22 protein-coding genes are annotated in these 26,702 nt (G+C 71.5%); 10 read left to right on the top strand and 12 right to left on the bottom strand.

Annotation, left to right across the window (positions count from 1 at the left end):
* Positions 1–198: 198 nt before the first annotated feature.
* The 5 genes from ACZ4IF_RS27825 (at position 199) to ACZ4IF_RS27805 (ending at position 4,493) form a co-directional block, all read left to right on the top strand.
* Positions 199–1,131 (top strand): MASE1 domain-containing protein, encoded by a 933-nt coding sequence (locus tag ACZ4IF_RS27825; RefSeq protein ID WP_467567574.1) that lies wholly within the window; start codon positions 199–201, stop codon positions 1,129–1,131.
* A gap of 146 nt (positions 1,132–1,277) precedes the next feature.
* Positions 1,278–2,918 (top strand): phosphoglucomutase (alpha-D-glucose-1,6-bisphosphate-dependent), encoded by a 1,641-nt coding sequence (gene pgm, locus ACZ4IF_RS27820; protein ID WP_467567572.1) that lies wholly within the window; start codon positions 1,278–1,280, stop codon positions 2,916–2,918.
* Positions 2,919–3,133: 215 nt separating this feature from the next.
* Positions 3,134–3,448: a DUF6400 family protein gene (locus tag ACZ4IF_RS27815; RefSeq protein WP_467567570.1), complete on the top strand. Its 315-nt coding sequence runs from the start codon at positions 3,134–3,136 to the stop codon at positions 3,446–3,448.
* A complete protein-coding gene (locus ACZ4IF_RS27810) occupies positions 3,435–3,692 on the top strand; it encodes a hypothetical protein (protein WP_078628912.1) in 258 nt (85 codons plus the stop codon). Before ACZ4IF_RS27815 ends, ACZ4IF_RS27810 begins: the two co-directional genes overlap by 14 nt.
* Before the next feature lie 306 nt (positions 3,693–3,998).
* Positions 3,999–4,493 (top strand): hypothetical protein, encoded by a 495-nt coding sequence (locus ACZ4IF_RS27805; RefSeq protein ID WP_467567568.1) that lies wholly within the window; start codon positions 3,999–4,001, stop codon positions 4,491–4,493.
* Between the two features lie 29 nt (positions 4,494–4,522).
* Here ACZ4IF_RS27805 and ACZ4IF_RS27800 read toward each other — a convergent pair whose 3' ends face one another.
* From ACZ4IF_RS27800 to ACZ4IF_RS27790, 3 genes are all read right to left on the bottom strand, one after another.
* Positions 4,523–7,360 (bottom strand): type 2 lanthipeptide synthetase LanM family protein, encoded by a 2,838-nt coding sequence (locus ACZ4IF_RS27800; protein ID WP_467567566.1) that lies wholly within the window; start codon positions 7,358–7,360, stop codon positions 4,523–4,525.
* 269 nt (positions 7,361–7,629) lie between these two features.
* Positions 7,630–7,830, bottom strand: a complete 201-nt coding sequence (locus ACZ4IF_RS27795; protein ID WP_359495390.1) for a DUF6229 family protein — start codon at positions 7,828–7,830, stop codon at positions 7,630–7,632.
* Between the two features lie 232 nt (positions 7,831–8,062).
* Positions 8,063–8,785: a siderophore-interacting protein gene (locus tag ACZ4IF_RS27790; RefSeq protein WP_467567563.1), complete on the bottom strand. Its 723-nt coding sequence runs from the start codon at positions 8,783–8,785 to the stop codon at positions 8,063–8,065.
* Positions 8,786–8,950: 165 nt separating this feature from the next.
* On the opposite strand from ACZ4IF_RS27790, the gene ACZ4IF_RS27785 reads away from it, so the two are divergent.
* From ACZ4IF_RS27785 to ACZ4IF_RS27775, 3 genes are all read left to right on the top strand, one after another.
* Positions 8,951–9,547: a GNAT family N-acetyltransferase gene (locus tag ACZ4IF_RS27785; protein WP_467567561.1), complete on the top strand. Its 597-nt coding sequence runs from the start codon at positions 8,951–8,953 to the stop codon at positions 9,545–9,547.
* Between the two features lie 105 nt (positions 9,548–9,652).
* Positions 9,653–10,681, top strand: coding sequence for a C45 family autoproteolytic acyltransferase/hydolase (locus ACZ4IF_RS27780; RefSeq protein ID WP_467567775.1), 1,029 nt, complete (start codon positions 9,653–9,655; stop codon positions 10,679–10,681).
* 171 nt (positions 10,682–10,852) lie between these two features.
* Positions 10,853–12,364 (top strand): MFS transporter, encoded by a 1,512-nt coding sequence (locus tag ACZ4IF_RS27775; RefSeq protein ID WP_467567559.1) that lies wholly within the window; start codon positions 10,853–10,855, stop codon positions 12,362–12,364.
* A gap of 278 nt (positions 12,365–12,642) precedes the next feature.
* On the opposite strand, the gene ACZ4IF_RS27770 is transcribed toward ACZ4IF_RS27775, so the two are convergent.
* Positions 12,643–13,632, bottom strand: coding sequence for an aldo/keto reductase (locus tag ACZ4IF_RS27770; RefSeq protein ID WP_467567557.1), 990 nt, complete (start codon positions 13,630–13,632; stop codon positions 12,643–12,645).
* 249 nt (positions 13,633–13,881) lie between these two features.
* On the opposite strand from ACZ4IF_RS27770, the gene ACZ4IF_RS27765 reads away from it, so the two are divergent.
* Positions 13,882–14,088, top strand: coding sequence for a DUF5988 family protein (locus tag ACZ4IF_RS27765; protein WP_359495411.1), 207 nt, complete (start codon positions 13,882–13,884; stop codon positions 14,086–14,088).
* A gap of 211 nt (positions 14,089–14,299) precedes the next feature.
* On the opposite strand, the gene ACZ4IF_RS27760 is transcribed toward ACZ4IF_RS27765, so the two are convergent.
* The 8 genes from ACZ4IF_RS27760 to ACZ4IF_RS27725 all read right to left on the bottom strand — a co-directional run bounded on the left by ACZ4IF_RS27760 (position 14,300) and on the right by ACZ4IF_RS27725 (position 24,886).
* On the bottom strand, positions 14,300–14,629 hold the full coding sequence (locus ACZ4IF_RS27760; protein ID WP_467567555.1) for an antibiotic biosynthesis monooxygenase family protein: 330 nt from the start codon (positions 14,627–14,629) through the stop codon (positions 14,300–14,302).
* A gap of 43 nt (positions 14,630–14,672) precedes the next feature.
* Complete coding sequence (locus ACZ4IF_RS27755) at positions 14,673–15,149, bottom strand: SRPBCC family protein (protein WP_467567553.1); 477 nt, start codon at positions 15,147–15,149, stop codon at positions 14,673–14,675.
* 228 nt (positions 15,150–15,377) lie between these two features.
* A complete protein-coding gene (locus ACZ4IF_RS27750; protein ID WP_467567551.1) occupies positions 15,378–17,729 on the bottom strand; it encodes an AbfB domain-containing protein in 2,352 nt (783 codons plus the stop codon).
* Between the two features lie 54 nt (positions 17,730–17,783).
* Entirely contained in the window at positions 17,784–20,651 is a 2,868-nt protein-coding gene (locus ACZ4IF_RS27745; protein ID WP_467567549.1) for an RICIN domain-containing protein, read from the bottom strand.
* A 238-nt stretch (positions 20,652–20,889) separates the two neighbouring features.
* Positions 20,890–21,993, bottom strand: coding sequence for an ABC transporter substrate-binding protein (locus ACZ4IF_RS27740; RefSeq protein WP_467567547.1), 1,104 nt, complete (start codon positions 21,991–21,993; stop codon positions 20,890–20,892).
* Positions 21,994–22,418: 425 nt separating this feature from the next.
* Positions 22,419–23,426: a LacI family DNA-binding transcriptional regulator gene (locus ACZ4IF_RS27735; RefSeq protein ID WP_467567545.1), complete on the bottom strand. Its 1,008-nt coding sequence runs from the start codon at positions 23,424–23,426 to the stop codon at positions 22,419–22,421.
* Positions 23,427–23,858: 432 nt separating this feature from the next.
* Entirely contained in the window at positions 23,859–24,425 is a 567-nt protein-coding gene (locus tag ACZ4IF_RS27730; RefSeq protein WP_467567543.1) for a YciI family protein, read from the bottom strand.
* Between the two features lie 131 nt (positions 24,426–24,556).
* The gene (locus ACZ4IF_RS27725) at positions 24,557–24,886 is read right to left on the bottom strand and encodes a deoxyxylulose-5-phosphate synthase (protein ID WP_467567541.1); all 330 of its coding nucleotides are present in this window, start codon (positions 24,884–24,886) and stop codon (positions 24,557–24,559) included.
* A gap of 281 nt (positions 24,887–25,167) precedes the next feature.
* On the opposite strand from ACZ4IF_RS27725, the gene ACZ4IF_RS27720 reads away from it, so the two are divergent.
* Positions 25,168–26,604 (top strand): sensor histidine kinase, encoded by a 1,437-nt coding sequence (locus ACZ4IF_RS27720; protein ID WP_467567539.1) that lies wholly within the window; start codon positions 25,168–25,170, stop codon positions 26,602–26,604.
* The last annotated feature ends 98 nt before the right edge of the window (positions 26,605–26,702 follow it).

Here is a 26,702-nt window from a genome sequence, read left to right as displayed (position 1 = left end):
GACACGTGCCGCACCCGACGGCGACCCCGGGGTTCGGGCCGGACGTTAGACCGCGCCCGGGGCCCGTGCCGCTTTCGAGGTTCAGCCATAGGGCGGGACGGCCCGCCGCTCGCCTCGCCGACGGGTCCGCGTCGGTGTCTGATGACTGCTGTGGTGGGTACCGAGCAGCTGTCTCGACCGGTCGGCGCCGGTCTTCAGATGCTTGCGGTCGCCGCCTGCTACTACGGTGCGGGCCGACTGGGACTCCTGCGGCACCTCGTCCTCGACGGCGCGGTGTTCACGCCCATCTGGCCGCCCACCGGCGTCGCGGTGGCAGCCCTGCTCATCCTCGGCGTCCGGGTGTGGCCCGGCGTCGCGCTCGGTGCCCTGCTCATCATCCTGTCCGTCACCTCGTTCCGGCCCGACGTGATCGTCACCGCCGCGGGCAACACCGTCGCCCCGCTCTGTTCCTGCCTCCTGTTGCGCAAGGTGGGCTTCCGTACCGAACTCAGCCGTCTGCGCGACGGCCTGGCGCTCGTGTTCCTCGGGGCCTTCGCCGGGATGCTGATCAGCGCCACGACCGGGGCCGGCATCCTCGTCCTCGTCGGCAGGCTCGCCGCGGACTCGTTCTGGCCGGTGTGGCTGACCTGGTGGGTGGGCGACGCGATGGGTGTCCTGATCGTCACCCCGGTCCTGCTGATGCTGTCCCGCCTCCGCCCGCCGCTGCGGCCCGCACGCTGGAAGGAGGCCGCGGTCCTGATACTCATCGCCCTCGGTGTCGTCCCGTTCGCCGCCCTCAGCCCCGTCAGCATGCTGTTCCTCCTCTATCCGCTGCTGATCTGGGCGGCACTGCGTTTCCAGCACGGTGGCAGTGTGCTGTGCGCCCTCTTCGCCTCCGTCATGGCCACCGTCGCGGCGACGGGGCGGACCGGTGCGTTCGACCGTCTGAGCGACATCGAAGTGATGGTCAAACTCCAGGTGTTCAACGGCTCCGCGGCCCTGACCGCGCTGCTCCTGTCGGCCGTGATCACCGAACAGCGCAACACCAGGCGCTCGGTGGAGCAGGCCTGCAAGGAGCTGGTGGAAGTCCTGGAACACCTGACCGCCGGGGAGGCTCCCCCCGGACCGCCGCCCAAGGAGCAGGACGGCTGAGGGCGCCGGGTGTCGACGATCCGGCAGTGGTCCAGCCGCCGTTCTGGCACTGTGCGTCCCGTCGTCACGGCCCGGTGCGACCGCGCAGCCCGGTGGGGAAAGATGAGACCACAAACGAAGAACCACCGATGTGGAGGTGCGGGCACATGCAGCACGAGCGAGCGGGCCGTCCGGCCGGCCCCGAGGACCTCGTCGACGTCGCCCGGTTGGTCACCGCGTACTACGCGCTCCACCCCGACCCGGCGGAGCCAGGCCAGCGGGTCGCCTTCGGAACCTCCGGACACCGCGGATCGTCCCTGGCGACCGCGTTCAACGAGGACCACATCGCCGCGACGAGCCAGGCCATCTGCGAGTACCGCGAGAGCCAGGGCATCGACGGCCCGCTGTTCCTGGGCGCCGACACCCACGCGCTGTCGGAGCCCGCGAAGGTCACCGCCCTGGAGGTGTTCGCGGCCAACGACGTGTCGGTCCTCATCGACGACGCCGACGGCTACACGCCCACTCCCGCGGTCTCGCACGCCATCCTCACCCACAACCGCGGTCGGTCCTCCGGCCTCGCGGACGGGGTCGTGGTCACCCCCTCCCACAACCCGCCCGCCGACGGAGGCTTCAAGTACAACCCGCCGAACGGCGGTCCGGCGGGCTCCGAGGCGACCTCCTGGATCCAGGACCGCGCCAACGAACTCATCGCCGACGGCCTCAAGGGCGTACGCCGCATTCCCTACGCCAGGGCGCTGGCCGCCCCCGGCACCGGCCGCTACGACTTCCTCGGCACCTATGTGACCGACCTGCCGCACGTGCTGGACCTGGACGCCGTCCGCGCGGCCGGCGTGCGTATCGGCGCCGACCCGCTCGGCGGGGCCTCGGTCGCGTACTGGGGACGCATCGCCGACCAGCACGGACTCGATCTGACCGTGGTCAACCCGCTCACCGACCCGACCTGGCGGTTCATGACGCTGGACTGGGACGGCAAGATCCGGATGGACTGCTCGTCGCCCTACGCCATGGCCTCGCTGATCGAGCGGCGCGACCGTTTCCAGATCGCCACGGGCAACGACGCGGACGCCGACCGCCACGGCATCGTCACCCCGGACGCCGGGCTCATGAACCCCAACCACTACCTCGCCGCCGCCATCGCCTACCTGTACGCCCACCGGGAGCAGTGGCCCGCCGGGACCGGCATCGGCAAGACGCTGGTGTCGTCCGGCATGATCGACCGGGTCGCCGGCGACCTGGGCCGTCGGCTGGTCGAGGTGCCCGTGGGCTTCAAGTGGTTCGTGGACGGTCTGGTCGGCGGTTCCCTCGGTTTCGGCGGTGAGGAGTCGGCCGGCGCCTCCTTCCTGCGCCGCGACGGCTCCGTGTGGACCACCGACAAGGACGGCATCATCCTGGCGCTGCTCGCGTCCGAGATCACCGCGGTGACCGGGAAGACGCCGTCGGAGCACTACGCCGCGCTGACGGCGCGATTCGGTGAGCCGGCGTACGAGCGCATCGACGCCCCGGCGAACCGAGAGGAGAAGGCCCTCCTCGCGAAGCTGTCACCCGCGCAGATCACCACGGACACCCTGGCCGGAGAAGCGGTCACCGCGGTCCTCACCGAAGCCCCGGGCAACGGCGCGCCCATCGGCGGTATCAAGGTGACCACCGCCAACGCCTGGTTCGCGGCCCGTCCCTCGGGGACCGAGGACGTCTACAAGATCTATGCCGAGTCGTTCCTCGGCACGCAGCACCTCGGACAGGTGCAGGAGGAGGCGAAGGGCGTGGTCTCGGCGGCGCTGGGCGGCTGAGCGGGCGCGCCGGCAGTAGCCCGAGAGGGAGGGCTGCGGAAGGCCGCGCGCCGCGGCCGCCGCGGCCCTCCTTTCCCTGCCGCAGCCCTGGCCCGGGTGCTCGCCGGAGCGTCCGGCGGACCGGGCCGGAATGGCCGCTCGACGGCCGCTGACCTGCTGTGATTTCGCCCACCTCCTCTTGTCGCGGAGAGAAGGGCATTCCTAGGTTCTGTTCCATGGCCCCACATGACCCCCCACACCCCCACGACCCCAGCGAGGCGGTCGGCGCCGAGCGGTCCGGTGCCGGGCGGAACGACGCCCCCGCACTGGTCGACTTCACCGTCGATCTCACCTCGCAGGAAGTCCTCCGGCAGGCGCAGGTCCTCGCCGCCCTCGGCCCCGACTGGGACCCGATGGAGGCGCTGCGCGGCGAGGAGGCCGCCTACGACCTGCTGTACTCCGGTCTCGACGACGAACAGCAGCGCCTGTACGACGGGCTCGTCGCGGCCGGGGTGCTCCCCGAGCGCGGGGGCGGTCGTGCTGCCGCTTGACCCGCAGGCGGACCGCGGGCGTCGCGCCTGGGTGAGGTGCCCGAACTGCGACGACAGCCGCGGCTGCGCGTCGTGCGAGCAGCAGCGCACGTGCTCGGTCCACTGGCGCTATCTGCTGTCCAGCCGCGGCAGCCTGCTCCATCTCCAGTGCCCGTCGTGCACCCACCTGTGGGTGCACGAGAGCGGCTTCGGCGCCTCTCGGTCCCGCTGGGACCGCATCACCGGCAGACGTCGCGAACGCTGACCGTGCCTCCGGCCGGGGGGCGCGTTCACCGGCGCGGTGCCGTGGGGGAGCCCGTTCCGGAACCCGCGCACGGCCCCGTCCATCGATTCGAGGACGCGCGCGGCCCCCTGATGGATCGGGGACCGGCACCTCGGGGTACAAACACTATGCGCACCATCGCGAACACCCACTGCTGAAGGACTGCCGGTCTTGGACTTCCCACCCCCAGAAACCCCTGCCCCGCGACGCCAAGGGCGGACATGGACCGTCAGGGTCTCCGGCCACAGCGACCGCACCGCCTCCGTCACCTGCTCCTCACCGTGCGCGATGCCGCCGCGGTCCCGTGACCTCGCCGCACTGCGTCGCTTCGCCGAAGCCCACGTCGCCGCGCACGGCCGGGCGGCCACCGTGCACCCGGACGCCTCCTGCGCCTGCCGCCAGACGCAATGCGCCTCCCACGAGGACAGCCCGGTGCACTGCGCCGGGGGCGTGCTCCTGGTCCTGCGCCACGACCCTGCCGTCGCCCAGGTGTGGACCCTCATGGAGGTCTGCGCGGCCTGCGCACCCCTGATGACGCACACCCGCATCGTCGGCCGCGCCGTGCCCCGCACCCGTACTCCGGCCGCGCCGCCCGCGCAGGCACCCGCGGCGGACGCCTCGGTGGGCGCGCCCGCGGTTCCGGGCGGATTCAGCGCCCCGACGGGGCCCGGATTCAACAGCGAGGACGTGTCCTCGGCTCCGTCGCGCCGTCGCTCGGGCGGCGGCCGTGGCGGCCCTCGGCAACGGCAGGGCCGCCGCGGGCAGGGACGGTCCCGGGGCTGATCCGGCCCTGCCGGACACCCGCTTCGGAGTCAGTCGAGGAGGAGCGGATCGGGCAGGGCGGCCTCGGGACGCATGCGCAGAAGCGTGTGCAGGACCCCCGAGAGACCGGACATGAGGCTGGGGGAGAAGGCCTCGCGGGCCAGGCCGCCCACCGGTCCGCGCTGTTCGAGACCGCTGAGTATCCCGCCGTCGCGGTCGGCGGGGTCGCCGAAGTCCAGGGAGGTGAGGAACTCCCAGAGGCCGAGGTCGCCGTGGCACAGCGTGTGGCTCCAGCCGAAGCCCTCCGCCGCCGAGGCGCGCGCGGCACGGCGGGCCATGTCGAGGTGGGCGGGATCGCCCGCGCGTCGGTGGAGGTCGAGCATGCCGATGCCGATTCCCGTGCTGCCGTGGCACCAACTGGTGAAGAAGTCCTCCTCGGCGCCGATCCGGACGTCGAGCCAGTTGCCGTGCTCGGGCCGGTAGAGCGACTCCTGGTAGGCGAAGGCCCGCTCGGCGAGACCGGCCCAGTCCCGCCGGTCGGCCGCGGACCCGGCGTCGCTGAGGGAGAGGCGGGCCAGTGCCCAGCCGATGCCGGTCGCTCCGTGGGCGAAGCCGCCGATGCCCTCGGGGTTGAGCCGGGTGGCCCACCGGGCACCGCTCGCGTCGACCGTGGCCAGCCCGTTCAGCCGGTGCCCGATGCGGGCGGCGGCGTCGAGCCAGCGGTCCTGCCCGGTCGCCTCGGCCAGATGGAGCAGCGGAACGATGCCGCCCGCCGCACCGTTGAGGAGGTCCACCTCGACGTCGTCCTCGACCAGCCGGCCCTCCGCGAGCAGCAGTGCTCTCCCGGCGGCCCGCTCCAGCAGCCGGTCCTCACCGAGCACGCGGTGCAGCGCCAGCCACGTCCACACCTGCGACGCGGCCCCGCTGAAGGCGCCGGGCGACGGCGTCGGCGTACGGTCCTCGGTGGTCACCAGCACGCGCAGCGCGCCCTCGAACGTCTCGGCGACACCCGGCACTTCGTCGGCCCGCCCCGCCTTCGCCTCGGTCAGGTACTCCGCGAGCGTCAGAGCGACCCCGCCCTGACCGGTGTAGAGGTCGGCGGGCAGCACCCTGATGGACCAGCCGGCCGGGGTGAAGACGGGGCTGATCCAGGTGACCGTGCCGTCCCGGCCCCGTACCGCTCCGTCGCACAGCCGACGCACCATCAGGGTGGCCAGGGCGCGCCGCCGCGGCTCCCGGTCCCGTGCGTGCGGGGCGTCGGCGGCGGCCCGCACGCGCGGCGGCAGTGAACGCTCGTTGAGGTACGCGCCCACCAGGGCGTCCTGGATCACCGCCTCCTCCAGCGGCAGGTCGGCGGTGCGCCAGTCCTCGACCGTGGCCCCCACGGCGGCCGCGTCCACGACGAAGTCGAACATCGGCACGTCACCGGCGAGGAGGTCCGCGACCTCGCCGTCGATCGTGGCGCGGTCGGTCGGCGCACCGGGCAGCACCTCGGCGTTGCGGCGCAGGATGTCCCGGGCACGTTCGACGGCCGCCGCCTCGTCGTGCAACGACGCCGGGTGCCAGAGCATCCGGCCGATGTCGACGTACGCCTGCGTCGGCCGCAGGATGCGCCGCGCGTGGGTGCCCTCGAAGCGGCGGAGCAGCCGGTGCGGGGCGATCCCGGGCCCGCGCAGGTACGCGGTCATCTCCCGGAATCCGGCCAGGACCCGGTCCCAGTACGTGCTCAGGACCGGGGTGGGACTCGGATGGTTGCCCGCGCCGGGCATGGCCACCAGGTCCACATGGAAGCGGGCGGCGGCGGTGCCGCCGTCCGCGATCACCGGGTTCGGGATGAGCGGCTGCTGGCCGGGCAGGGAACCGACGCCGGAGATGTCCACACCACCGAGCGCGAAGCCGGTGCCGCGTACGGGCAGCAGGCCGGTGCGCAGTACGGTACGGCGGATGGCCGCCGCGGCGACGTCCACCGCGTCGCCGCGGCCGTCGGGCGGGAAGGGCGCGGGTGCGTCGAAGAGCGTCTCCGCGTCCACGATCACCGGCACCGGGCCCGCCGCGATCATGTTCTCGGCGTGCATGTCGGTGCCACCGGTGAAGCGGAGGACGGCGAGCCAGTGGCCGATGTTGCGGTAGAACGCGGCGAGTTCCGTGTCGTCCGCGCAGTAGCGGTGGCGGACGAACTCCGCCCAGCCGTAGCCCTCGCGCGCGAGCGTCCGCGGCACCCGGATGCGCTCGTGCTCCGGCGGAGCGTCGGGGAAGTCCGCGAACAGCTCGTCCAGCAGCGCGCCCAGGGCCACATCGGTCCCGGACGGCCGGGGCTTGTACATGACGCTGCCACCGGAGAAGTCGATCCGGCTCACCGTCAGACCGCCCCGGTGGGTGTCACCCTCCCCGAACGTGACGGACCGCACCTTCCCCGCCGGTGTCCCCAGCAGCGGCCGCAGCGACGCGCGGTCCGCGGCGACGCGTTCGGCCAGACCGGCCGTCGCCGCCACCGACGACCGCGCCACCGACGCGATCCGCCGGCCCGCGCACGGGTACCGGTCGGCCAGCCGGTCGAGATAGCCCTCCTCGCAGGCCTGCTCGATGAACACGGCCCACGTTTCCGTGTCCGCGCCGGTGCCCGGTGCGCCCCGGCCGACGCTCCCGCCGCCCGTCGTCAGGCGCAGCGCGTGCAGTTCGATCAGGAACAGCCGCGACAGTTTGGCGTGCAAGGACCTGAGCAGGGCGGTGTGACCTGCTTCCAGCACCGTCTCCCGCTCCTCGCGGTCCAGGGCGTCCACGGCGGCCAGCCGCCGGGCCAGCTCATCCCGCCAGGGGCGGGCGATGCTCCGTACGGGTTCCACGAACCAGTCCGCTTCGTCCCTGCTCCCCGGCGCCGATCCGCTCACGGTCCACCGTCTCCCTTCCGCCGAACGTCCGCGCCAGCCAGGCGCCTTGAGGGACGTGGGGAACCACTCGACCGGACCGGACCTGTCTGTGGGCGTCGCGGACGGGCGCGCGGTTCCCCACGCTGCTGCTCTCGGACCTCACTTCGCGGGGACGCCTCTGGGCGAGGCGGACTCCGCGGTCGTACCGGTCAGGAAGCGCGTCGGGGAGAAGCTCTCCGGCGGGAAGGCTCTCCGCCGAGGGCTCTCAACGCGCGACCGCGGGAAGGCGGTCAGCAGCACCAGCTGCCGCGCGACCCGCTCGGGCTGGAACAGAAGCCGTAGAGGGAGTCGCTCGGGTCGGTGAGCGCGGCCTCCGCGGCGGCGCCGCCGACGTACAGCGGACCGGCCGGGTTGAGTTCGCCGTACGCGCTCTCGGCGCCGGACAGCCAGGCGTTGAGCACGGCGGCGGTCTGAACACTGGTCTGGGGCATCAGCGTCCTCCGGACGTAGGAATTGGGGCGGATTTGCCCAGCCCTGAGTATCTCCGCGTTCGAACACCCGACAGACTGCTAATCCGGCCAGAGTCCTGCGAGGCCCGTGCGACGCGAGACCCCCGCAGGGGCGGGTGGGGCGACGGCGCGGCGAGCCGGGGCGGGCGCTCGCCCGGTGCCCCGCGCCGAGGCGCCGGGACGAGCGCCCACTCCGACGCCCGTGAGTGCGACGTCAGTTCGCCCGCCAGTAGCCCAGCGCGTGCAGCCGGTCCTTGGGGACGCCCAGCTCCTTGCGGACGTACGAGGACAACGCGCGGGTCGTCCGGGTGTCGCAGGCGATCCAGACGTACGGATGCTCGGCGCCCGCGAGGACGTCGCGCAGTTCGCCCTTCACCCGCTCGACCAGATGGGCACCGGCGTCCTGGCGGGGCACCCGGCGGACGTCGTGCCGCCCGGGGTCCGTCCGGCACGGCAACGCGTCGCTGCCGCCCTCGAACCAGATGGTGGCGGGCACCGAACCGATCACGGTGAGCAGGGAGTTGATGGCCGGCAGCGAGGCCGGGTCGCCGATCGCGACCACGTGCGAGGGCGCGGGTGAAGGCTGCTCGAAACCGGTGCCCTGGACGGTCGCCTCGATGGTGTCCCCGGCCTTCGCGCCCCGGGCCCAGTCGCTCGCCACCCCGTCGTGCAGGGCGAACTCCATGGAGAACGTGCCGGCTTCGGGGTCCGGGTCGACCAGCGTGTAGGCCCTCTGATGGGGCTTGCCCGCGTTCTCGAACCACAGCCGGACCCACATCGTCGGGTGGACGCCGGTGGCCGCGAGCAGTCCGCCGTCGGTGAGGTGCAGGCGCCGGTAGTCCTCGGTGACGTCCTCGGTGTCCGTGACCGTGAGGATGAAGTCCTTGGCGCGCATCAGCCTCAGCACCGCGCCCTCCCAGCCCCGCCCCTGTGCCATGACCCCTCCACCTCTCGCGTACATTCTTTCCACGATCAACTAAGGCAAGGCTAACCTAATAATCATCCGAGTGGTGAGGGTGCGGCCGGATCGATGCCTTGTCTCGTCCGTGTCCGTGTCCGTGCCGTTCGGCCCGAGCCCCCGTGAACCGGCAAGAGGAGACCCATGTCCCGCCCGACCCGCCCCGTGCACGAACAGGCCCTCGACGGCTTCGGTACGGTGCGCATCCGTCCGCTGGCCCCCGAGGGTGACGCCGCGGTCCTCCATGAATGGGTGAGTGACGAACGAGCCGCGTTCTGGGGGATGGACGGGCTCACGCGTGACCAGGTGGCGGAGGTCTACGCCCAGATGGACGGCCTCGACACCCATCACGCATTCCTCGTCGAACTCGACGGTGCCCCGGTCGCGCTGCTGCAGACGTACGAGCCGTCCGCGGACCGGGTCGGCGAGTGCTACGAGGTCCAGCCGGGCGACATCGGTGTCCATGTCCTCATGGCGCCCGCCGGGGGGCGCGGCAGGAGACCGGGCTGGTCGTCCGCGCTGATGGGCTCGTTCGCGGCGTACGTGCTGCTGGGGCTCGACCGGCGGCGCATCGTCATCGATCCCGATGTGCGCCACGAGAAGGCACTGGCCCGCTTCCGGCGGCAGGGCTTCGAGGCCGGCCCGGCGGTCACCCTGCCGGAGATCGATCTTCCGGACGTTCACCTGCCCGAGAAGAGGGCTCAACTCATGCACGTCACTCAGGAGACCCTCCCGCGATGACCTCCCCCGTACCGTTCTCCCGCCCCGACCGTCGACCGCACGTGAGCGTCCGCCGCCGATCCGTACGACCGCGGCCACGCCAGGGGACGGCAGCTCGGCCCTGACCTGCACGGCGCGATCGACGTCTACGACCGGCTCTTCGCCCTCGGCGGCATCGGGCCCGGCACCGTCCGCGACGACGCCCACCGCGCACTCGACGCCGTCGGCGACTTCCGCCCGGCCCTGCGCGCACAGATCGAGGGCCTCGCCGACGGAGCGGGCATCGAAACCTGGCAGGCCGCGGCGTTGAACGCCCGCACCGAGATCCTCGCCCGCTCCCGCGCGGTCCCCCCGGGGGAGTGCTCCACCGTGGTGCGGCGACTGCCCACGGAGCACGGCGGCCACACGCACCTCGGAGTGCAGACGTGGGACTGGCACGTCGAACTCAGCCCGTACTGGCACACACTCGACTGCGCCGGCGGCACCCACCGCTACGTCGGCATCACCGAACACGGCATCCTCGCCAAGATCGGCGTCAACAGCGCCGGACTCGCCCTGCACTTCAACATCCTCGGACACCGGGACGACCGCGTCGGCGGACTGCCCGTGCACGTCCTGGCCGCGTTCGTCCTCGAAGAGGCGGACAGCGTGGACCACGCCCGCCGGCTGCTGCGGGACGCCCCGATCGCCTCGTCCGGGTCCTTCATGCTGTTCGACACGCGACAGGCCCTGCTGCTCGACATCAGCCCGGCCGGAGTCTCCGAGGTGCCCCCGGTCGCCGAGGGAACCCACCTGCGCACCAATCACTTCCTCACTCCGGTCCCGGCCGAGCACGAGAAGTCCTGGCTCTACCAGCCCGACTCCTCCGAGCGTTACGCCTTTCTGCGCCGACGGCTGGTACAGGGCGGGACGGGCCGTACGCACGGAGAGGGCGCCGGTGAGGGTGACGGCTACGGCGGCGGGCTCGTCGAGCAGCTGGTCACCGGGCCGGGGGAGCCACCCGTGACCTGCGTTCCCGACATGGACGGTCGCACCGGGCGTCGCTGGGCCAGCCTCGCCACCGTGCTCCTCGACCCCGCCGCACGCACCGCGCGCGTGCTCGACGGGACCCCGGCCGAGCACGCCACCCGACCCTGGCACGTCATCCGGGCCTGACCGGCACCGCTGCACGAACGGGGCATCCGACCCGGTCCGGCCGTGTTGCTGATTGCGCGTGGTCCTCGAAGGATGGTGAGGGCGCGTGACACCCCGGGTCCGCCCGGGGCGTCGACGGGTACCGGAGGACGGGAGCCGGTGCCCGGCCGACAGCGGCGGAGAGGAGCCCCCGTGGGACCTGCCGTACGGGCACAGGGGAGTGGGGGCCGGCCGACGGGGGCGGCGGAGGGAACCGACCCCCGGCGCTGGCGAGCCCTGTGGGTCACCCTCGTCGCCGGGTTCATGAGCCTGCTCGACGTGACGATCGTCGCGGTGGCGCTCCCCTCCATGCAGCGGGACCTGCACGCCTCCGCGCCGGCCATCCAATGGGTCGTCTCCGGCTACGCCCTCACCTTCGCGCTGGTCCTCGTGCCCGCCGGGCGCATCGGAGACGCCATGGGCCGACGGCGCATCTTCCTGCTGGCGCTCGCCGGGTTCGTGCTGTGCAGCGCCGCCGCGGGCGCGGCTCCGACGATCACACTCCTCGTCCTGGCGCGGCTCGCACAGGGCGTCGCGGCGGGCTGCCTCGCCCCGCAGAACTCCGCGCTCATCCAGCAGATGTTCCGGGGCGGGGAGCGCGGACGGGCCTTCGGCATGTTCGGTGCCACCGTCGGGATCTCCAGCGCCGTGGGCCCCGTCGTGGGCGGCCTGATCCTCATGCTCGCCGACGGACCCCAGGGCTGGCGGTGGATCTTCTACGTGAACGTGCCGGTCGGCGCGCTCGCCCTCCTGCTCGGATTGCGGCTGCTGCCCCGCGTCGAGTGCGGGCGGCGTGAACCGCTCGACCTGGTGGGTGTCGTGCTCCTCGGCTGCGGGGTGCTGAGCCTGATGCTGCCGCTCGTGCTGGCCGAGGCGGGCGGCGTCCGGCGGCTGTGGTGGCTCTTCGTGGTCGGGCCCGCCTTCCTCGTGGCGTTCGTACGCTGGGAGCGGCGCGTCGCGGCGAGGAAGGGACAGCCTCTCCTCGATCCCGCGCTGGTGACCTGCACACGTGGCTACGCCACCGGCGCGGCCATCGGCGCCCTCTACTTCGTCGGGTTCAGCGGTGTGTGGCTGGTGTTCGCCCTGTTCTTCCAGAACGGACAGCACTACTCGCCGCTGCGGTCGGGCCTCGCGGTGACCCCCTTCGCCATCGGTTCGGCCACCGCCGCGTTCGTGGCGGGCCGGCTCGTGGAACGCCTGGGCCGGCTGCTGACCGTGTGCGGACTCGCGGGCGCGATCCTCGGCCTCGGCTGCGCCGTCCTCGTGCTGTGGCGGGTGCCGGGGGAGAACGCCGTCTGGTACGCCGCGCCGGCGCTGTTCGCCGGGGGCATCGGCAGTGGCTGCGTCATCTCGCCCAACATCACGATGACGCTGCGCGACGTACCGGTCCGGATGGCGGGAGCCGCCGGCGGTGCGCTGCAGACGGCACAGCGCCTCGGTGGCGCCGTGGGAACCGCCGTCCTGCCCGGTCTGTTCTACCTGGTGCTGGACGCACGGCACGGCTCCTTCCGTACCGCCGTCGCGGTTGCCGTGGGGTGCGGCATCGCGCCCATCGTGTGCGCGTTCGTCCTCGCCGTGCAGGACTGGCTGCGCGATCACCGGGGTCGCCCGGCGGCGTCGCCGCCCGAGGTGTCGCACAGCCATACGCATGCCAGTCAGTGCTGACCGAGGCGAGCGCTTGTCCGGTGAGTGGGCCCCGCCTGCCGCCGCAACCCACCACTGCCCGCACTCGCCCTCTCACGGAAGGGGCCGTGCCGGTGCATCACATGCCCGTTGCGGACGGCGCCACCCGCCCACCGAGGTCCTACCAGCACCGCCCCGCACAAGGGCTGCAACGGGCGGATCACCGGCACGGACCCGACCCACCCACCGGACGGACGGCGCCCACCCACCGGACCGACGGCGACCCACCGACAGAACGCGCACGAGCTCGGGTAACGGGCTCAGAGGTTGATGGACTTCATCCCGGCCTCGTCGTAGCGCTCGCCGGCCGGTTCCGGGAGTTCGGCGTCGATGCGGGCCAAATCTTCCTTGGTCAGCTCGATGTCGACCGCGGCGGCGTTCTGTTCGAGGTAGGTGCGTCGCTTGGTGCCGGGGATCGGCACCAGATCGTCGCCCTGCGCCAGGACCCAGGCGATCGCGAGCTGAGCCGGCGTGACGCCCTTCTCCGTCGCGATCTCCTTCACCTTCTCCGCGAGCCTGAGGTTGGCCTCCAGGTTCTCGCCCGTGAAGCGCGGGCCCGAGCGGCGGAAGTCGCCCTCGTCGAGGTCCGCGGGGGAGGAGAACCGGCCGGCGAGGAAACCACGGCCCAACGGCGAGTACGGGACGAAACCGATACCGAGTTCCCGGCACGTGGGCAGGACCTCCGCCTCCGGGTCCCGGCTCCACATCGAGTACTCCGTCTGCACGGCCGTGATGGGGTGCACGGCGTGCGCACGCCGGATGGTGTCCGGTCCCGCCTCGCTGAGGCCGATGTGGCGCACCTTGCCCTCCGCGACCAGTTCCGCGAGGGCGCCGACGGTCTCCTCGATGGGCACCTTGGGGTCCACGCGGTGCTGGTAGTAGAGGTCGATGTAGTCGGTGCCGAGCCGTTCGAGGGAGCCGTGGATCGAGCTGCGCACGTGTTCGGCGGAGCCGTCCTGCGGTCCCACTGTGCTCATGTCGCCGGGCGAGGCGTTGTCCATGCGGTAGTTGAACTTCGTGGCGACGACGTACTGGTCGCGGCGCCCCTTGATCGCCCGGCCGACGAGCGTCTCATTGGTGAGCGGCCCGTACACCTGGGCCGTGTCGAGGAAGTCCACGCCGAGGTCGAGGGCGTGGTGGATGGTCTTGATGCCCTCCTCCTCGTCGGTGGTGCCGTAGAAGGCGGACATTCCCATGCAGCCGAGACCGATGGCTGACACCTGGAGGTCTCGCAGCCTGCGCTGTTTCATGCGGGGTTCCAGCCTTTCCTGCAGTGCCGATCTTCGTTCCGGGGCGCCCTGCGTCCGGATCCCTCATCCATTGAGCTCTGGATCGCGGGCTCCGGCATCCCGGGCAGGTGCGCCATGTCCTGGACGCTATGACTTCGAGAGCGCTCGAAGTCAAGTGATCGGTCCTGGGTGGGGAATCAGGTGGGCGCGCCATCCACCGCGGGGACGGCTCGCCGGGCGCGTCCTGCTGACGGCGGCGAGGATGGCGTCATGACCGATGCGACCAAGGCAGTCCTCGAAGGCGGCCCAGACGATCTTCCCGAGCGGATCGTCTCCGCGCCCGCGCCGGGGCTCGACATCAAGGTGCCGTTCCTCGGGGGGTACGAGCACTTCAGGGCGACGAAGCGTGAGCGGGAGACGTCGGCGGGCACGCTGCCCGTGTACGAGTGGTGGGAGCGGACCGAACTGCCGGGCTAGGGGGTTTCGTTCGGGTCGGCTCGGGTCCGCGGCGCCCGGCACGGCGCCGCGCCGCGTTGTCGGACCACCCGGCTACGCCCGGTACGCGGGTGGTCCTCCGCCTTGCGCTGCAGCGCACCGGACGCCGCGGCCCGATCCGAGCCGATCCGAACGAAACCCCCTGGAACTCCGGTGCACGCAACGCCCCGGAGCGGGGCGTTGCGTGGTGCGCCTACGCGTTCGGCGGGGCCGCCTGCTGCACGACGTCGAAGGACCACAGGGTGGAACCGCTGGCCGCGGGCCTGTGACGTTCACCGCTGTCCGCGCCGCCGCCCTGGTGGGCCGCCTTCATGGGGCCCTCCATCCAGGCCTGGAAGGACTCCTCGTCACGCCAGCGCGTGTAGACGAGGTAGTTGTCGGTGCCCTCGACGGGGCGGAGGAGCTCGAACCACTCGAAACCGTCGGAGTTCTCCACGGCGTGGGCGCGGGAGGCGAAGCGCTTCTCCAGCGTCTCCCGCTGGTCGGCGGGGACGGCCAGCACATTGATCTTGACTACGCTCATGGTGCTCATCCTGCCGTACGGCGCTCCGTGGGCCGGGTGCGCCTCAACCGCTCGGGGTGTCCTGCAAGGTGGCGGAGCCGCTCTCGGTGTGCTCGCATACCGCGATCCGGGCCAGTTTCGTCAGCATCATGCCGTTGCGGACAGCGATGACGTAGTCCACGGGCAGCCCGTGCATCCGGGTTCCGGGCCCCCGCAGGGGGTGCCAGTCCAGGACGAAGAGCGTGCTCTCTCCCCACGGGACGAGGCGCATGGCGATGCGGGCCGCGCCGAAGGGCTCGGCCTTCGCCTCGAGCTCCAGCCGGCGTTCCGGTTCGCAGATGCGGACCACGCAGGTGTCGTCGAGGGTCAGCGGTCCGACACCGACGCGGACGCGCAGCCGGGCGCCCACCTCGGGCCAGTGCGGATCCGCGTCCAGGACCTGCTGGGTTCCGGTCACCCACTCGCCGTAGCGGTAGCCGTCGCACAACAGGCTCCAGACCTCGGAGGGTGAGCTCAGGATCAGACGGCGGTTCCGGGCCACAGCGGCCACGCTCCTTCCGCGGAACGGCCGCGCGGTGCGTTCGGCCGCGCAGCGTGCCCTTCGACGGTAGCCGCGCGCCGTGCGTCGGGCACCCGTGGCCGTGACCGGGCCAGGGTGCTCGACGTGGTGGTCATCAGGTGGGCCAGTGGTGCCGGGCAGCGTGGTGTCGCCGGGCGGCACCGCCCCCGCTCGGCCGATCAGGTGACGCCGAGCGGGGTGCGGACCCGGTCACGGGGCCCAGGGGTTCTCCACGGACCATGTGGTGTCCTCGGTGAAGGACCCAGGGTTGTCCCAGGCGTGCGCGCCGCCGGGTGTGGCCAGCCACAGTTCGGCGCCGATGTGCCTCAGGTACTGGCCGGGGAAGTCGGACGCCATCAGCCGCACGCCTCCGCTCCCCTGCACCGCGCACCAGGTGGCGTCGGACTTGAACAGCGCGGATCCGTCGCCGGGGTCCTTCCGGACCCGGAATTCGCGGTGCCGCAGGTACTCGCCCGGGTAGTTGCGCGACTCGAAGGAGTAGCAGGAGGAGTCGGCGAGACCTGGGACGATCTTCCAGGTGGCGTCGTTCTTCAGGAGATCGGCGCTGCCGGAGTCGACGACCTCCGTGTAGCCGAGGCCGTCCTTGTGCCGCACGTAGCGGTTGGTGTAGCCGGGCGTGGTGACACGCAGGGACTTGTAGACCCCGGTGGGCAGGGTCACGGGTGGGGCCGGGTTCCTGGAGGCGTCGACCAGTGCCTGATTGGCGGCCCTGACGCGCGCCTCGTCGACCTTCACCACCTGGCGGTCGTACGTCATCAGGCCGTTGGCCTCGTTCTCGACGTCGGTGATCTCGGTGTAGACGGAGGCGGACAGGCCCGCGGGCATCTGCTGGAGCCGGATCGCTTCCAGCAGCCCGGTCAGCCGGTCGTCGAGTCTCGCCGTGCTCGCCTGGTCCTCGTAGCTGAACCCGCCACCCGGGTACCACTCGTGGCCGGACACCTTGTAGCCGAGCCCGCCGTACTCGCCGAGGACGGCGGCACGGGTCGCGGTCGGCGAGGTGACGCCGGGGCCCACGTAGACATGGTGGTCGACGACGTCGCCGTTCCCTCCGTCGACGGCGCCGCAGCAGTTGATCCCGCTCATGTTGTCGACCAGCCGGGACGGGTCGTAGGCCTTCACGTCGTTCGCGATGCGGGCCTGGTCGTACTGGCCCCAGCCCTCGTTCTGGTCGACCCACATCACCAGGGACGGTGAGCTGCGGTGCTGGTCGATGATGCGGTGGAACTCGCTCTCCCACTGGGTGCGGGCGGCGCTGCTCGGGGTGCGCAGATCCATCGCGGGCATGTCCTGCCACACCAGCAGACCGAGCTTGTCGGCCCAGTAGAACCATCGCTGCGGTTCGACCTTGATGTGTTTGCGGACCATGTTGAAGCCCAGGTCCTTGTGCTTCTGGAGGTCGTACTTCAACGCCGCGTCGGTGGGCGCGGTGTAGATGCCGTCGGGCCAGTACCCCTGGTCCAGGGTGCCGGTCTGGAAGACGAACTTTCCGTTGAGGACGGGCCGCAGCACATTGCCGACCTTGGCCACGCCGATGGAGCGCATGCCTGTGTAGCTGCCCGCCGTGTCCACGACCGACGAGCCGGACAGCAGGTCGGCCTTGACGTCGTACAGGAACGGGTCGTCGGGAGACCACAGGTGCGGGTTCGGCACGGAGACGGTGAACTGGCTGCCGACGGGCCCGGTCGCGGTGCCGACCGTGGTGCCGCCCGTGGAGACGGTGACTCGTGCGGTCTGCCCGCCGGCCCCGTCACCGCGCACCGTGACCTTCAGGGTGTTGTTCGTCAGGTCGGGAACCATGTCCAGGCGCGTGATGTGCGCGGTGGCCGTGGGTTCCAGCCAGACCGTCTGCCAGATGCCGGAGGCGGCGGTGTAGAAGATGCCGCCGCCCGCGTGCGGGGTCACGTCGTTGATGCGTTGCTTGCCGACCGCCTGGTCGCCGGTCTGGGTCGGGTCCCATACGGAGACGACGACGGTGTTCGTCCCGCTGGTGAGCAGATCGGTGATGTCGTACGAGAACGCGTCGTAGCCGCCGTTGTGCTGGGCACCGGCCTGCCGGCCGTTGACCCATACCGTGGTGCGCCAGTCACTGGCACCGAAGTTGAGCTGGACACGGCGTCCGTTCCAGCCGGCGGGGACGGTGAAGGTGCGCCGGTACCACAGCTTGTCGTTCTGGGTGATCTTGCGCTGGATGCCGGAGAGCGCGGACTCCGCGACGAACGGCACCCGGATCTGGTCCGGCCAGCCGGTGGGCTGCCCGGCGTCCGCGGAGGTCACCGCGAAGTCCCAGATGCCGTTGAGGTTCGCCCAGTCCGGGCGGGTCAGCTGGGGGCGCGGATACTCCGGCAACGGGTTGTCCGTCGGCACCTGGCCGGTCCACGGTGTCGTCATGGGCGCCGGTTTCGGTGTCCAGGCCGTCGCTGCCGCCTCGGCCGTGCCGGCCGCGGCGGTCAGCGCCGCGGCACACAGCAGGACCAGGGACACGAAGGCGGCAGCGGTGGCGCGCAGTGTCCGTCTGCGTCGTGGCTGCGGTGAGGAAGCCATGAGTGCTCCTTGCGGGTGTGGGGAGGAGCCCCGGTCCTGTCGGGCCCGGGCGCGTTACAGCAGGCGCCACTGGTGGTCGGTGGTGCCGTTGTCCGTGAACTGGACGACCTGTGCGCTGTCTTCGCGGGACATCAGGTGGACGCCGAGGACCTTGCCGCTGTTGCGGTTGCGGATACGGAAGAACCCGTCGCCGTCGTGTTCCGGGCGCCACTGGTGGTCGGCGGTGCCGTTGTCGGTGAACTGGACGACGTGTGCGCTGTCTTCGCGGGGCATGCCGTCGACGCCGAGGACCTTGCCCGAGTTCTCGTTGCGGATGCGGTACCAGCCCGCGTCGTCCGGCAGGAAGGTCCACAGGTGGTCGGTGGTGCCGTTGTCCGCGAACTGCACAACCTGTGCGCTGTCCTCGTGGGACATGCCGCTGACGGCCAGCACCTTGCCGGAGTTGCGGTTCTCGATCCGGATCGGTCCGTCCGGCAGCAGCCGCCAGAGGTGGTCTTCGGCGCCGTCGTCGGAGCGCTGGACGGCGGGCGCGCTGTCCGCGGTGGAGCCGCCGAGGACGCCGAGGACCTTGTCGCTCTCGCGGTTGCGCAGGCGGTACCAGCCGTCGCCCGCGTCCACGAGCTGCCATTGGTGGTCGGCGGTGCCGTTGTCCGCGAACTGCACGACCCGTGCGTCCTCGGCGTGGGACATCCGGTCCACGCCGAGGACCTTGCCGGAGTTGGCGTTGCGGACGAGATACCAGCCACCGTCGGCGACCAGCTGCCACAGGTGGTCGGTGGTGGCGTTGTCGGTGAACTGGACGACCTGTGCGCTGTCTTCGTGAGACATGCCGTCGACCCCGAGCACCTTGCCGCTGCGGCGGTTGAGCAGCCGGAAGAAGGCGCCGCCCGTGGCCCACCGGGTCCCGGACGGTGAGGCGAGCGGAAAGGCGGAGATCCGCAGGCGCGCCGCACCGAGCGGGATCAAGGTCACCGTCTCCACGGGCGCGGTGCTCAGCGCCGGACTCGGCTGGAGGGGTTCGACCACGCGTTGGTCGTCCGCGCGCCATTCGGGGATGCGGCGTGCGGGGGCCGTGATCCGGTGAGGCACTGAGGCCTGGGTGAACGGATTGTCCGGGAGGGCACCGCCGGAGGAGGCGAACGTGAGGCCCGCCGTGGGGTCGGCGGAAGTGGTGGCCAGCCCGTAGTTCCAGGGGGTGGTGGCGTGCACGTCGTACTCGGGGAAGGCGTCGCTGCCGCCGGTGCGGACGTGGTCCTCGCCGATGCGCAGGGCGTACGTCAAAGGTCCGCGGTCGATGCTGACGGACCGCCCGTTGCGCTCCCAGGTGCGCGCCGTGATGCGCTGGGGCAGGCGCAGCCGCACCACGTCGCCGTCGCGCCAGGTGCGGTTCAGTCGCACGAACGCCGGACCGGGCGAAACGGAGCCCGTCGACTGCCCGTTGACGGTCACACTCGGGTTCGGGCACCAGCCGGGGACACGGAGCAGGAGCGGGAAGGCGGTGGCTGCGGGGAGGGACACGGTGAGCGTGATGGTGTCAGCGAACGGATAGTCGGTCTCCTCGCGCACCCGGACCCGCACGGAGTCGGCGACCTCGGCGGTGACCTCGCACGGCGCGTAGAGAGTGGCGCACAGGCCGCGGTCGGGCGTGGCGGTCCACAGTTCCTGGGTGAACCAGGGCCAGCCCATGCCGTAGTTGTGCGGACAGCACCGGTACTGGTCGACGCCAGGACGGTACGACTGCATCGCGAAGCCGTTCTGGAACTGGGCGTGCGTCTTGGGCCGGTTGTCGAGGTCGACGCAGTTGGCGCTGGTGACGTAGTGGACGGCCCGGCCCTGCGGGTCGAGCGCGGCCGGCAGCGCGTTGAACGCCAGGTCCTCGCAGCGGTCGGCCCACACGGGGTCTCCGGTGAGCCGGGTGAGCAGTTCGTGACTGGCCATCAACTCGACGATCCCGCAGGTCTCGAAACCCTGGCGGGGGTCGGTGAATCCGGGGCGGACGTTCTCGTCGCCGGCGAATCCGCCGCCGGGGAACTGTCCGTAGAGCCCCATGACCGAGTCGTATGTGCGGTAGGCGGCGCGGACGTCGTCGGCGGACCCGGAGCGGGCCGCGTACTGCGCGGGTTCGCGGAATCCCTGGGCGATGTTGACGTTGTGGCCGCTGGGCAGCGGGCCGGTCCAGTCGGCTCCGCGTTCGTGCATGGTGTCGATCAGGTCGAGCAGGAACGCGTCCCCTGTGCGGTTGTGGAGCCACACCGCCGTGTCGATGCCGTCGCCCCAGCGGTACGACACCCAGCTGCGGTCGAAGGCGGAGGTCCCCTGTGCGTGCATGTACCGCAGAAAGGCCGTGAGGAAGGGGACGATGCGGTCGTCGCCCGTGTACTCCTGCCAGGAGCGCAGCGCTTGGAGGAGGGGCAGGAACGGCCAGAAGTCGGGGCCGCCGTCCAGTGAGGTCCGCAGCGGCTCGGGGCCGAAGAAGCCGTCGGAGCGGGCGGTGGCGACGATCGCCTCGATCCAGCGGCGGGCCCGGGCGAGGGCGGCGGCGTCACCGGTCACGATCGCGAGGTCGACGAACCCGCGCAGCCAGTAGGGCACTTCCTCCCAGCCGTCACGGTCGGGGTGCGTCCACCCTGACGCCGACCGGTCGAGGAAGTGGGAGATCTCGTCGTACCGGCCGCACAGGCCGTCCAGCTGGAGCCGCAGCTGACCCGCCAGCCAGCCGTGCGGCCGCACGGCGGTCACCGGCAGCCGGAGCAGTGCCGAGGGGTGCAGGGGAGCGGCGTTGGGATGATGGAGGCCGCCGGATGCCGGTGTCAGGGCCGACGGCGAGGGGCGGCCGGAGGCCGCCGCGACCGCCGCGGGTCCGGTGGCGGCGAGGACGGTGAGCGAGGCCAGACCGATGAACCGGCGTCTGTCGAGGGGCATGGGGGGCCTTCCGTGGGTGGGGGAGGAGACCGGCCGCGGGCTGGTGAACGCCCGCGGCCGACCGGTGCGAACCACGGTGCGGTGTCGTGCCGTTGGTGCTGGGTGCTGGGTGCTGGGTGCTGGGTGCTGGGTGCTGGGTGCTTGGGGCCTTGTGCTCGGTCGTCCACGTGGTCCCGGTGGTGCGGGCAGTTCGGCGGGGGCGGAGGGAGGTCGCGGTGTCGCGGCCCTCCCGCCGTCGTCAGTACGCCAGGCCGATGTTCTGCGCCGCGTTCGCGGTGTCGTAGGCCTTGTCCTGGATGATGACGTCCTGGGCGACCGGCTTGCCCTGGGTGAACTCGTCCAGGGTCTTGAAGGCCAGCGGACCGAAGCGCGGGTTGGACTCGATGACGCCCTGGATCCATCCGTCCTTGATCGCCCGGACGGCGTTGCGGGTGCCGTCGACGGTGACGATCTTGATCTGCCCGGCCTTCTTGCCCGCGCCCTTCAGCGCACCCACCGCGCCGAGACCCATCTCGTCGTTCTCGGCGTAGATTCCCTTGATGCCGGGCTTGGACTGGATGAGCTGCTCGGTGACCTGCTGGCCCTTCTCGCGGGTGAAGTCGCCGGTCTGCTCGAAGACGACCTTCAGGCCGGGTGCCTTCTCGGCGATGCGGTCCTTGAAGCCCTTGGTGCGCTCGGTGGTGACGTTGTTGCCGGCCGCGCCGAGCAGGATGGCGACCTCGCCCTTGCCGCCCGTCGCCTTGATCATCTGGTCGGCGGCACGCTTGCCCTGCTCGACGAAGTCGGAGGCGATGAAGGACACGTAGTCCTTGCAGGCCGCGGCGTTGATCTTGCGGTCGATGGTGACGATGGGGACCTTCTTGGCCGCGGCGGCCTTGAACACCGGCTCCCAGCCGTCGGAGTTGAGCGGGGCGATGACCAGGAGGTCGGCGCCCTTGGCCAGCAGGTCCTGGACGTCGCTGATCTGCTTGGAGAACTGCGACTGGGCGTTGGCCGTCAGCAGCTTGACGCCCCGCTTCTTGGCCTCGTCCTTGATGGACCGCGTCTCGGCGATACGGAAGGGGTTCGCTTCCTTCTCCGACTGGGAGAAGCCGACGGTGGCGTTCTTGAGGTCCAGCTTCTTCCCGCCGTAGTCGGCGGCGGTGCAGGTCTGCGAGTCCGCCGCGGGAGAGGCGACCTGTTGTCCGCCGTCGTCGGCCGAGGCGGAAGCGCCGTCGTTCTTCGAGGAGTTGTCGTCCTCGGACTTGGCGCATGCGGCTGCGGAGAGGACGAGTGCGGCCGTACACAGGGCGAGTACGGGGCGGGTGCGGATCCGGCGGCTGGTGCGGGAGCGGTGCGTCATGGGGAACCCCGTTCCGGCTGAACTTGATGACGGTTGCATGACAGGAGTGGCGGTCGAGCGGGTGAGGGTGATCACCCGTGAGTCGGGGCCTCGGTGAGATGCCTGGTGCGTGGTGGGGCGGGCCGGCTGAGGCGCGGCCTGGTCTGCACCAGGGTTTTACATCGTTGGAAGATGCGTGTAAAGGGTCGGTGCGCCACAGCGTTTCCGCCGCGGAAGGGCGGGTGTCCGCCCGGTCCGCAGAACGGGCAGATCAGACGCCCTGTGCGGCCCGATGGGCAGAACTCGGCTTTCCCACCGGGCAATTGGCCGGAGTGTGGGTGATCCCGGGGCGCCCGCCGGGTGCGGGTGCTCAGGGCGGCGACCGGCCCGCTTGCATCGTCGGAAGGCGCGCCGCGCAGGTCCGGGTGCGTCGGCAGGGCACTGGCTCAGCGGCGGCCGAGGGTGCTTTCGCGGCACACCAGCGAGTACCCGGCGTGGATCCGCCGTGCCTCGTGCTGCTCTCCGCTCAGCCGGGCCAGTACGGCTTCCACGGCCATTCTGGCGATGGCCGCCTTGTCGGGCGAGACGGAGGTCAGGGTGATCGCCCCGTACCGACCCTCGACCACGTTGTCGAAACCGACGACGGCGACGTCCTCCGGAACGCGCAGCCCCCGCTCGGACAGGACCCGCATGGCGCCGAGCGCGATGAGGTCGTTGTAGGCGAACACCGCGTCCGGCTGGAGACCGGTGTCCAGGATGCGGGCCATGGCCGCGGCGCCGTCGGCGTGCCCCCAGCCGTCCGTGGCGCCCACCAGCCGGGGGTCGGCGACGAGCCCTGCGGCGTCCAACTCCTCGCGCCAGCCCCGCAGTCTGAGGTGGGCCGGCTGACTGCGTCCGCGGCGTGCCCCGAGGAAGGCGATGTCGCGCCGGCCGAGCGAGATCAGGTGCCGCATCGCCTGACGGGCGGCGGCCACGTTGTCGATCGCGATGTGGTCGTACGGCAGTCCGTACTCCCGCTCCCCGAGCAGCACCAGGGGGACCGCCTCGGCCCGCTCGCTGAGATCCTCCGCCTCCAGCTCGATGGGACTGAGGACGAGTCCGTCGATGACCCGGGTGCGAAAGCCCTGACTGACCAGGATCTCCTGGTCACGCCGGCCGCGGGTGTGGTCCAGCAGCACCGTGTACTCGTGTTCGGCCGCCGCGTCGATGATCTCGGTGGCCAACTCCGCGAAGTAGGGGTTGCCCAGTTCGGGCAGGGCGAGGGCCATGATCCCCGTGCGGCCCTTGCGCAGGTGCCGGGCGGTGAGGTTGGGGCGGTAGCCGAGTTCGTCGATGGATCTCTGCACGCGTGTCCGCATGGCGGGGGTTACGTGCGGATGCTCGTTGACCACGTTGGAGACCGTCTTGATGGAGACGCCCGCGTGCAGCGCGACGTCCTTGAGGCTCACCCGCACGATGCTCCCTCCGCATCCGGGCAGCGGCCCGGTTCACGAGCCGCATGCGCGTCCGCAAGCGGGATCCCGGCGCGCCCGGACGGCTTCACGCCGGATTTTCCAACGTTATACGCGGCCGCGTTCGTCCATGACAAGGGCTCGCACCGCATGCGGAAACGCCTCGAAACATGTCAAGAGGGCCGAATTCTTCACCCCGGCCGTGTCTTCAACAACGGTGCCTTTCACCACTCGTGATGTCGCGTCAGAATGGCCGAGCCGCCGGAGAAGCACTTTCGTGCGGAGCTTCGGCGACGCCGCTTTCTCGGCACGGGACCGTCCGCCGTGCGTCGGACGCGGGCCCAGGGGACGCCCTCATGGCTGATCCCCTGAGCCGCGATGCGCGCAACCACCCTGCCCACAGGGCAGGTCCGGAGGGACACACCTGACAGGCCGTCAGTCCTCGGTGGTCGGCCGTCCGCCGAAGACCCAGTTGTGGACCTCGATGTCGGCGTACCGGTCCGGGGTCAGGACTGCGCGTGCCGTACCCGGGTCCGGCGCGCGGACCAGCGCCGCCGTACCGAGCCAGGTGGTCCCGTCGTCAGCCAGCAGCGGCCCGTACGCGATCAGTTCGTCCCGGTCGTCCGGGACGGTCAGGTCGGCGACCTGCCCAGGGGCGAGGCCGAGGCCGATGACCAGGTACCGGTTCCCCTCGGTGGGGCCGCCGGGAAACTCCCACATGGTGCGCCCCAGCATGTTGCGCCATCTGCGCAGCAGTACGTCCCGGTAGGCGCCGGCCTGGTAGTTGGGCTCGTCCAGGGCGAACGCGCGGGCGGCGGCGGAGTCCGGCAGGTCGAGGATGTGCACGCTGCCGGTGGGCGTGTCACCGTCGTCGGCGAGTGTCGGACCGCGGGCGATCATCTCCTTCGCGTACTGGTCCATGTAGGACCAGTGCGCTTCGAGCAGCTCGTCGCGGAGCGCCAGGGAGCCCGGCCGGTCGCGGTGATAGCAGAAGTACTCCATGACCGCTGACTCTCCCCGAGGAAGGGGCGCATCTCAACGGAGTTTGACGCCCCCTGCCCACTGCCCCTGCCGGTTCCGGCTTCGGTGCGCACGTCCGTCGATTCCCCCTGCTGATGCCCGGGGGCCGACGGTCACGGCAGTTCGTACCGCACGAGTGCCCTGGAAGCGGGCTCGCCGGTGCGTTCGGCATACGTCAGCCGCGCGCGGACCTCGCGGAGTGTCCGGGGCCGGTAACCGGGGCCGCCGCAGCAGCTCTTGTGGAAGCCGACGCCCGCGTTCAGCAGGACGGAGAGCGTGCGCCACGCGGCGGTGTCACGCCGCCGGGGAGCGGCGAACGCCGACCCGGCGTGGATCAACGGCCCGGCACAGCGCGGGCAGAGCCGCGGCCGCTCCCGGTCGTAGGGCTGCTTGTACGACGCCCGGCACGGAAGGCAGACGTACGACGTCTTCGCGTGAGCCATGGCCTCAGCGTAGGGAGCGCTCGGGGGAGTGACCACCGAAATACGTCCGGCGCCCCCGTGCAACCCGACCGAACAGGGCGTCAGGGCGCCGCGTCGCGGTGCACCCGTTCCGTTCAGACGGCTCTCATCTTCCCGATGCATACTTCCGGCCCGGCGCACAGGGGGGGCCGGGGCGGGTTTCCCGGACCCCTGTCGCGGCCTGCCGCGCCGACGCGCCGGCCGGCTCCGGACAGCGGCCTGTTCCGGCCGCTCCGGGTGACACGACTGCTGGGGGGACGTCGTTGACCAGGCGGCATGGGTACTTCTCGCTGCGCGCCCGACTCGGCCTGCTCGCCGCCGCCGCGGTCGCCGTGGCCGTCAGCACGGCGGCCGTCTCCGCCTGGCTCGTCACCCGTCAGCAGCTCACCGACCAGCTCGACTCGAACCTGCGCAGCGTCCAGGCATCGCCCCGGTACGTTCAAGCCCTGCTCGGCACCTGCGGAGTCGAGCAGCCGTCCGCAGGCACAAGCGACCAGACGCCGACGTCGTACACGGTGCAGGTGATCACCGCGGACGGTTCCGTCTGCGCCGCGCCCGGCAGCACACCGATCGAAGTCACCGACGAGGACCTGGCCGTGGTCCGCGGCCTGCGAGGGCCGGTGCTCCACGACGCCGTGTCGGAGAAGGGGGAGCCGATGCGCGTCGCGACCTCGCGTCCCGACATACCCCGCGCGACGGGGGACTTCGCCGTGTCCATCGCCCAGCCCCTGGACACGGTGAACGAACCCTTGGGCAAGCTCGCCCTGATCCTGCTGGGCGTGGCCGGCGTGGGCATCGTCGGCGCGGCCACGGCGGGCGCCGGTGTCGCCCGCACCGGGCTGCGCCCCGTCAAGGCACTCACCGCGACCGCCGAACACATCGCGCACACCGACGATCTGACGGTGCGTATCCTCGCAGAAGGAGACGACGAGATCGCCCGCCTGTCGGAGGCGTTCAACTCGATGACGGAGGCCCTGGCCACGTCCCGCACGCGTCAGCAGCAGTTGATCGCCGACGCCGGCCACGAGTTGCGCACCCCGCTGACGTCGCTGCGCACGAACATAGAGCTGCTCATCCGCAGCGAGAGGACGGGGCGTCGGATACCGGCGGAGGCCAGGCTGGACCTGCTCACGTCCATCGGATCCCAGATCGGTGAGCTGGCCGGCCTCGTCGGCGATCTGCAGGAGCTCTCCCGCCCCGATTCCGCCCGGGGGAACGGACCGCTGGAGGTGGTGGCGCTCCACCACGTCGCGGAGCGAGCCCTGGAGCGGGCCAGGCCCCGCGGCAAGCATCTGGAGTTCGAGAGCGCCATGGACGACTGGTACGTCCTGGCCGAACCGGCCTCCCTGGAACGCGCCGTGGTGAACCTGCTCGACAACGCCGTCAAGTTCTCACCGGAGGGAGGAAAGGTCAGTGTCTCGCTCGGGTCCGGCCGGCTCACGGTGCGGGACGAGGGAGCGGGTATCCCCGCTGACGAACTCCCGCACGTCTTCGACCGCTTCTGGCGGTCGCCGACCGCACGAGGCCTGCCGGGCAGTGGCCTCGGACTCGCGATCGTCTCGCAGACCGTGCGACGGTCCGGGGGAACCGTCGAGCTGCGCTCCGCGGGCGCCGTGGGGACCGAGGCAGTCGTACGGATACCGGGATCGCGTCAGCCTCCCCCGGAACGGGCTCCGGGAAACCGCCCTGCGGACCCGTGACCGCCCGTGCGGCACGCCGACCGTCCGGTCTCGGGGCGGTGCGCGAGCCCCTGCCAGGGCATGTACACCGAAAGACATGGCGTCGTGTGACGCACGTC

The sequence above is a fragment of the Streptomyces sp. NPDC025784 genome, from assembly GCF_055558435.1.
Note: the sequence above shows the minus strand (reverse complement) of the source record. Positions and strands in the feature narration are given on the sequence as shown.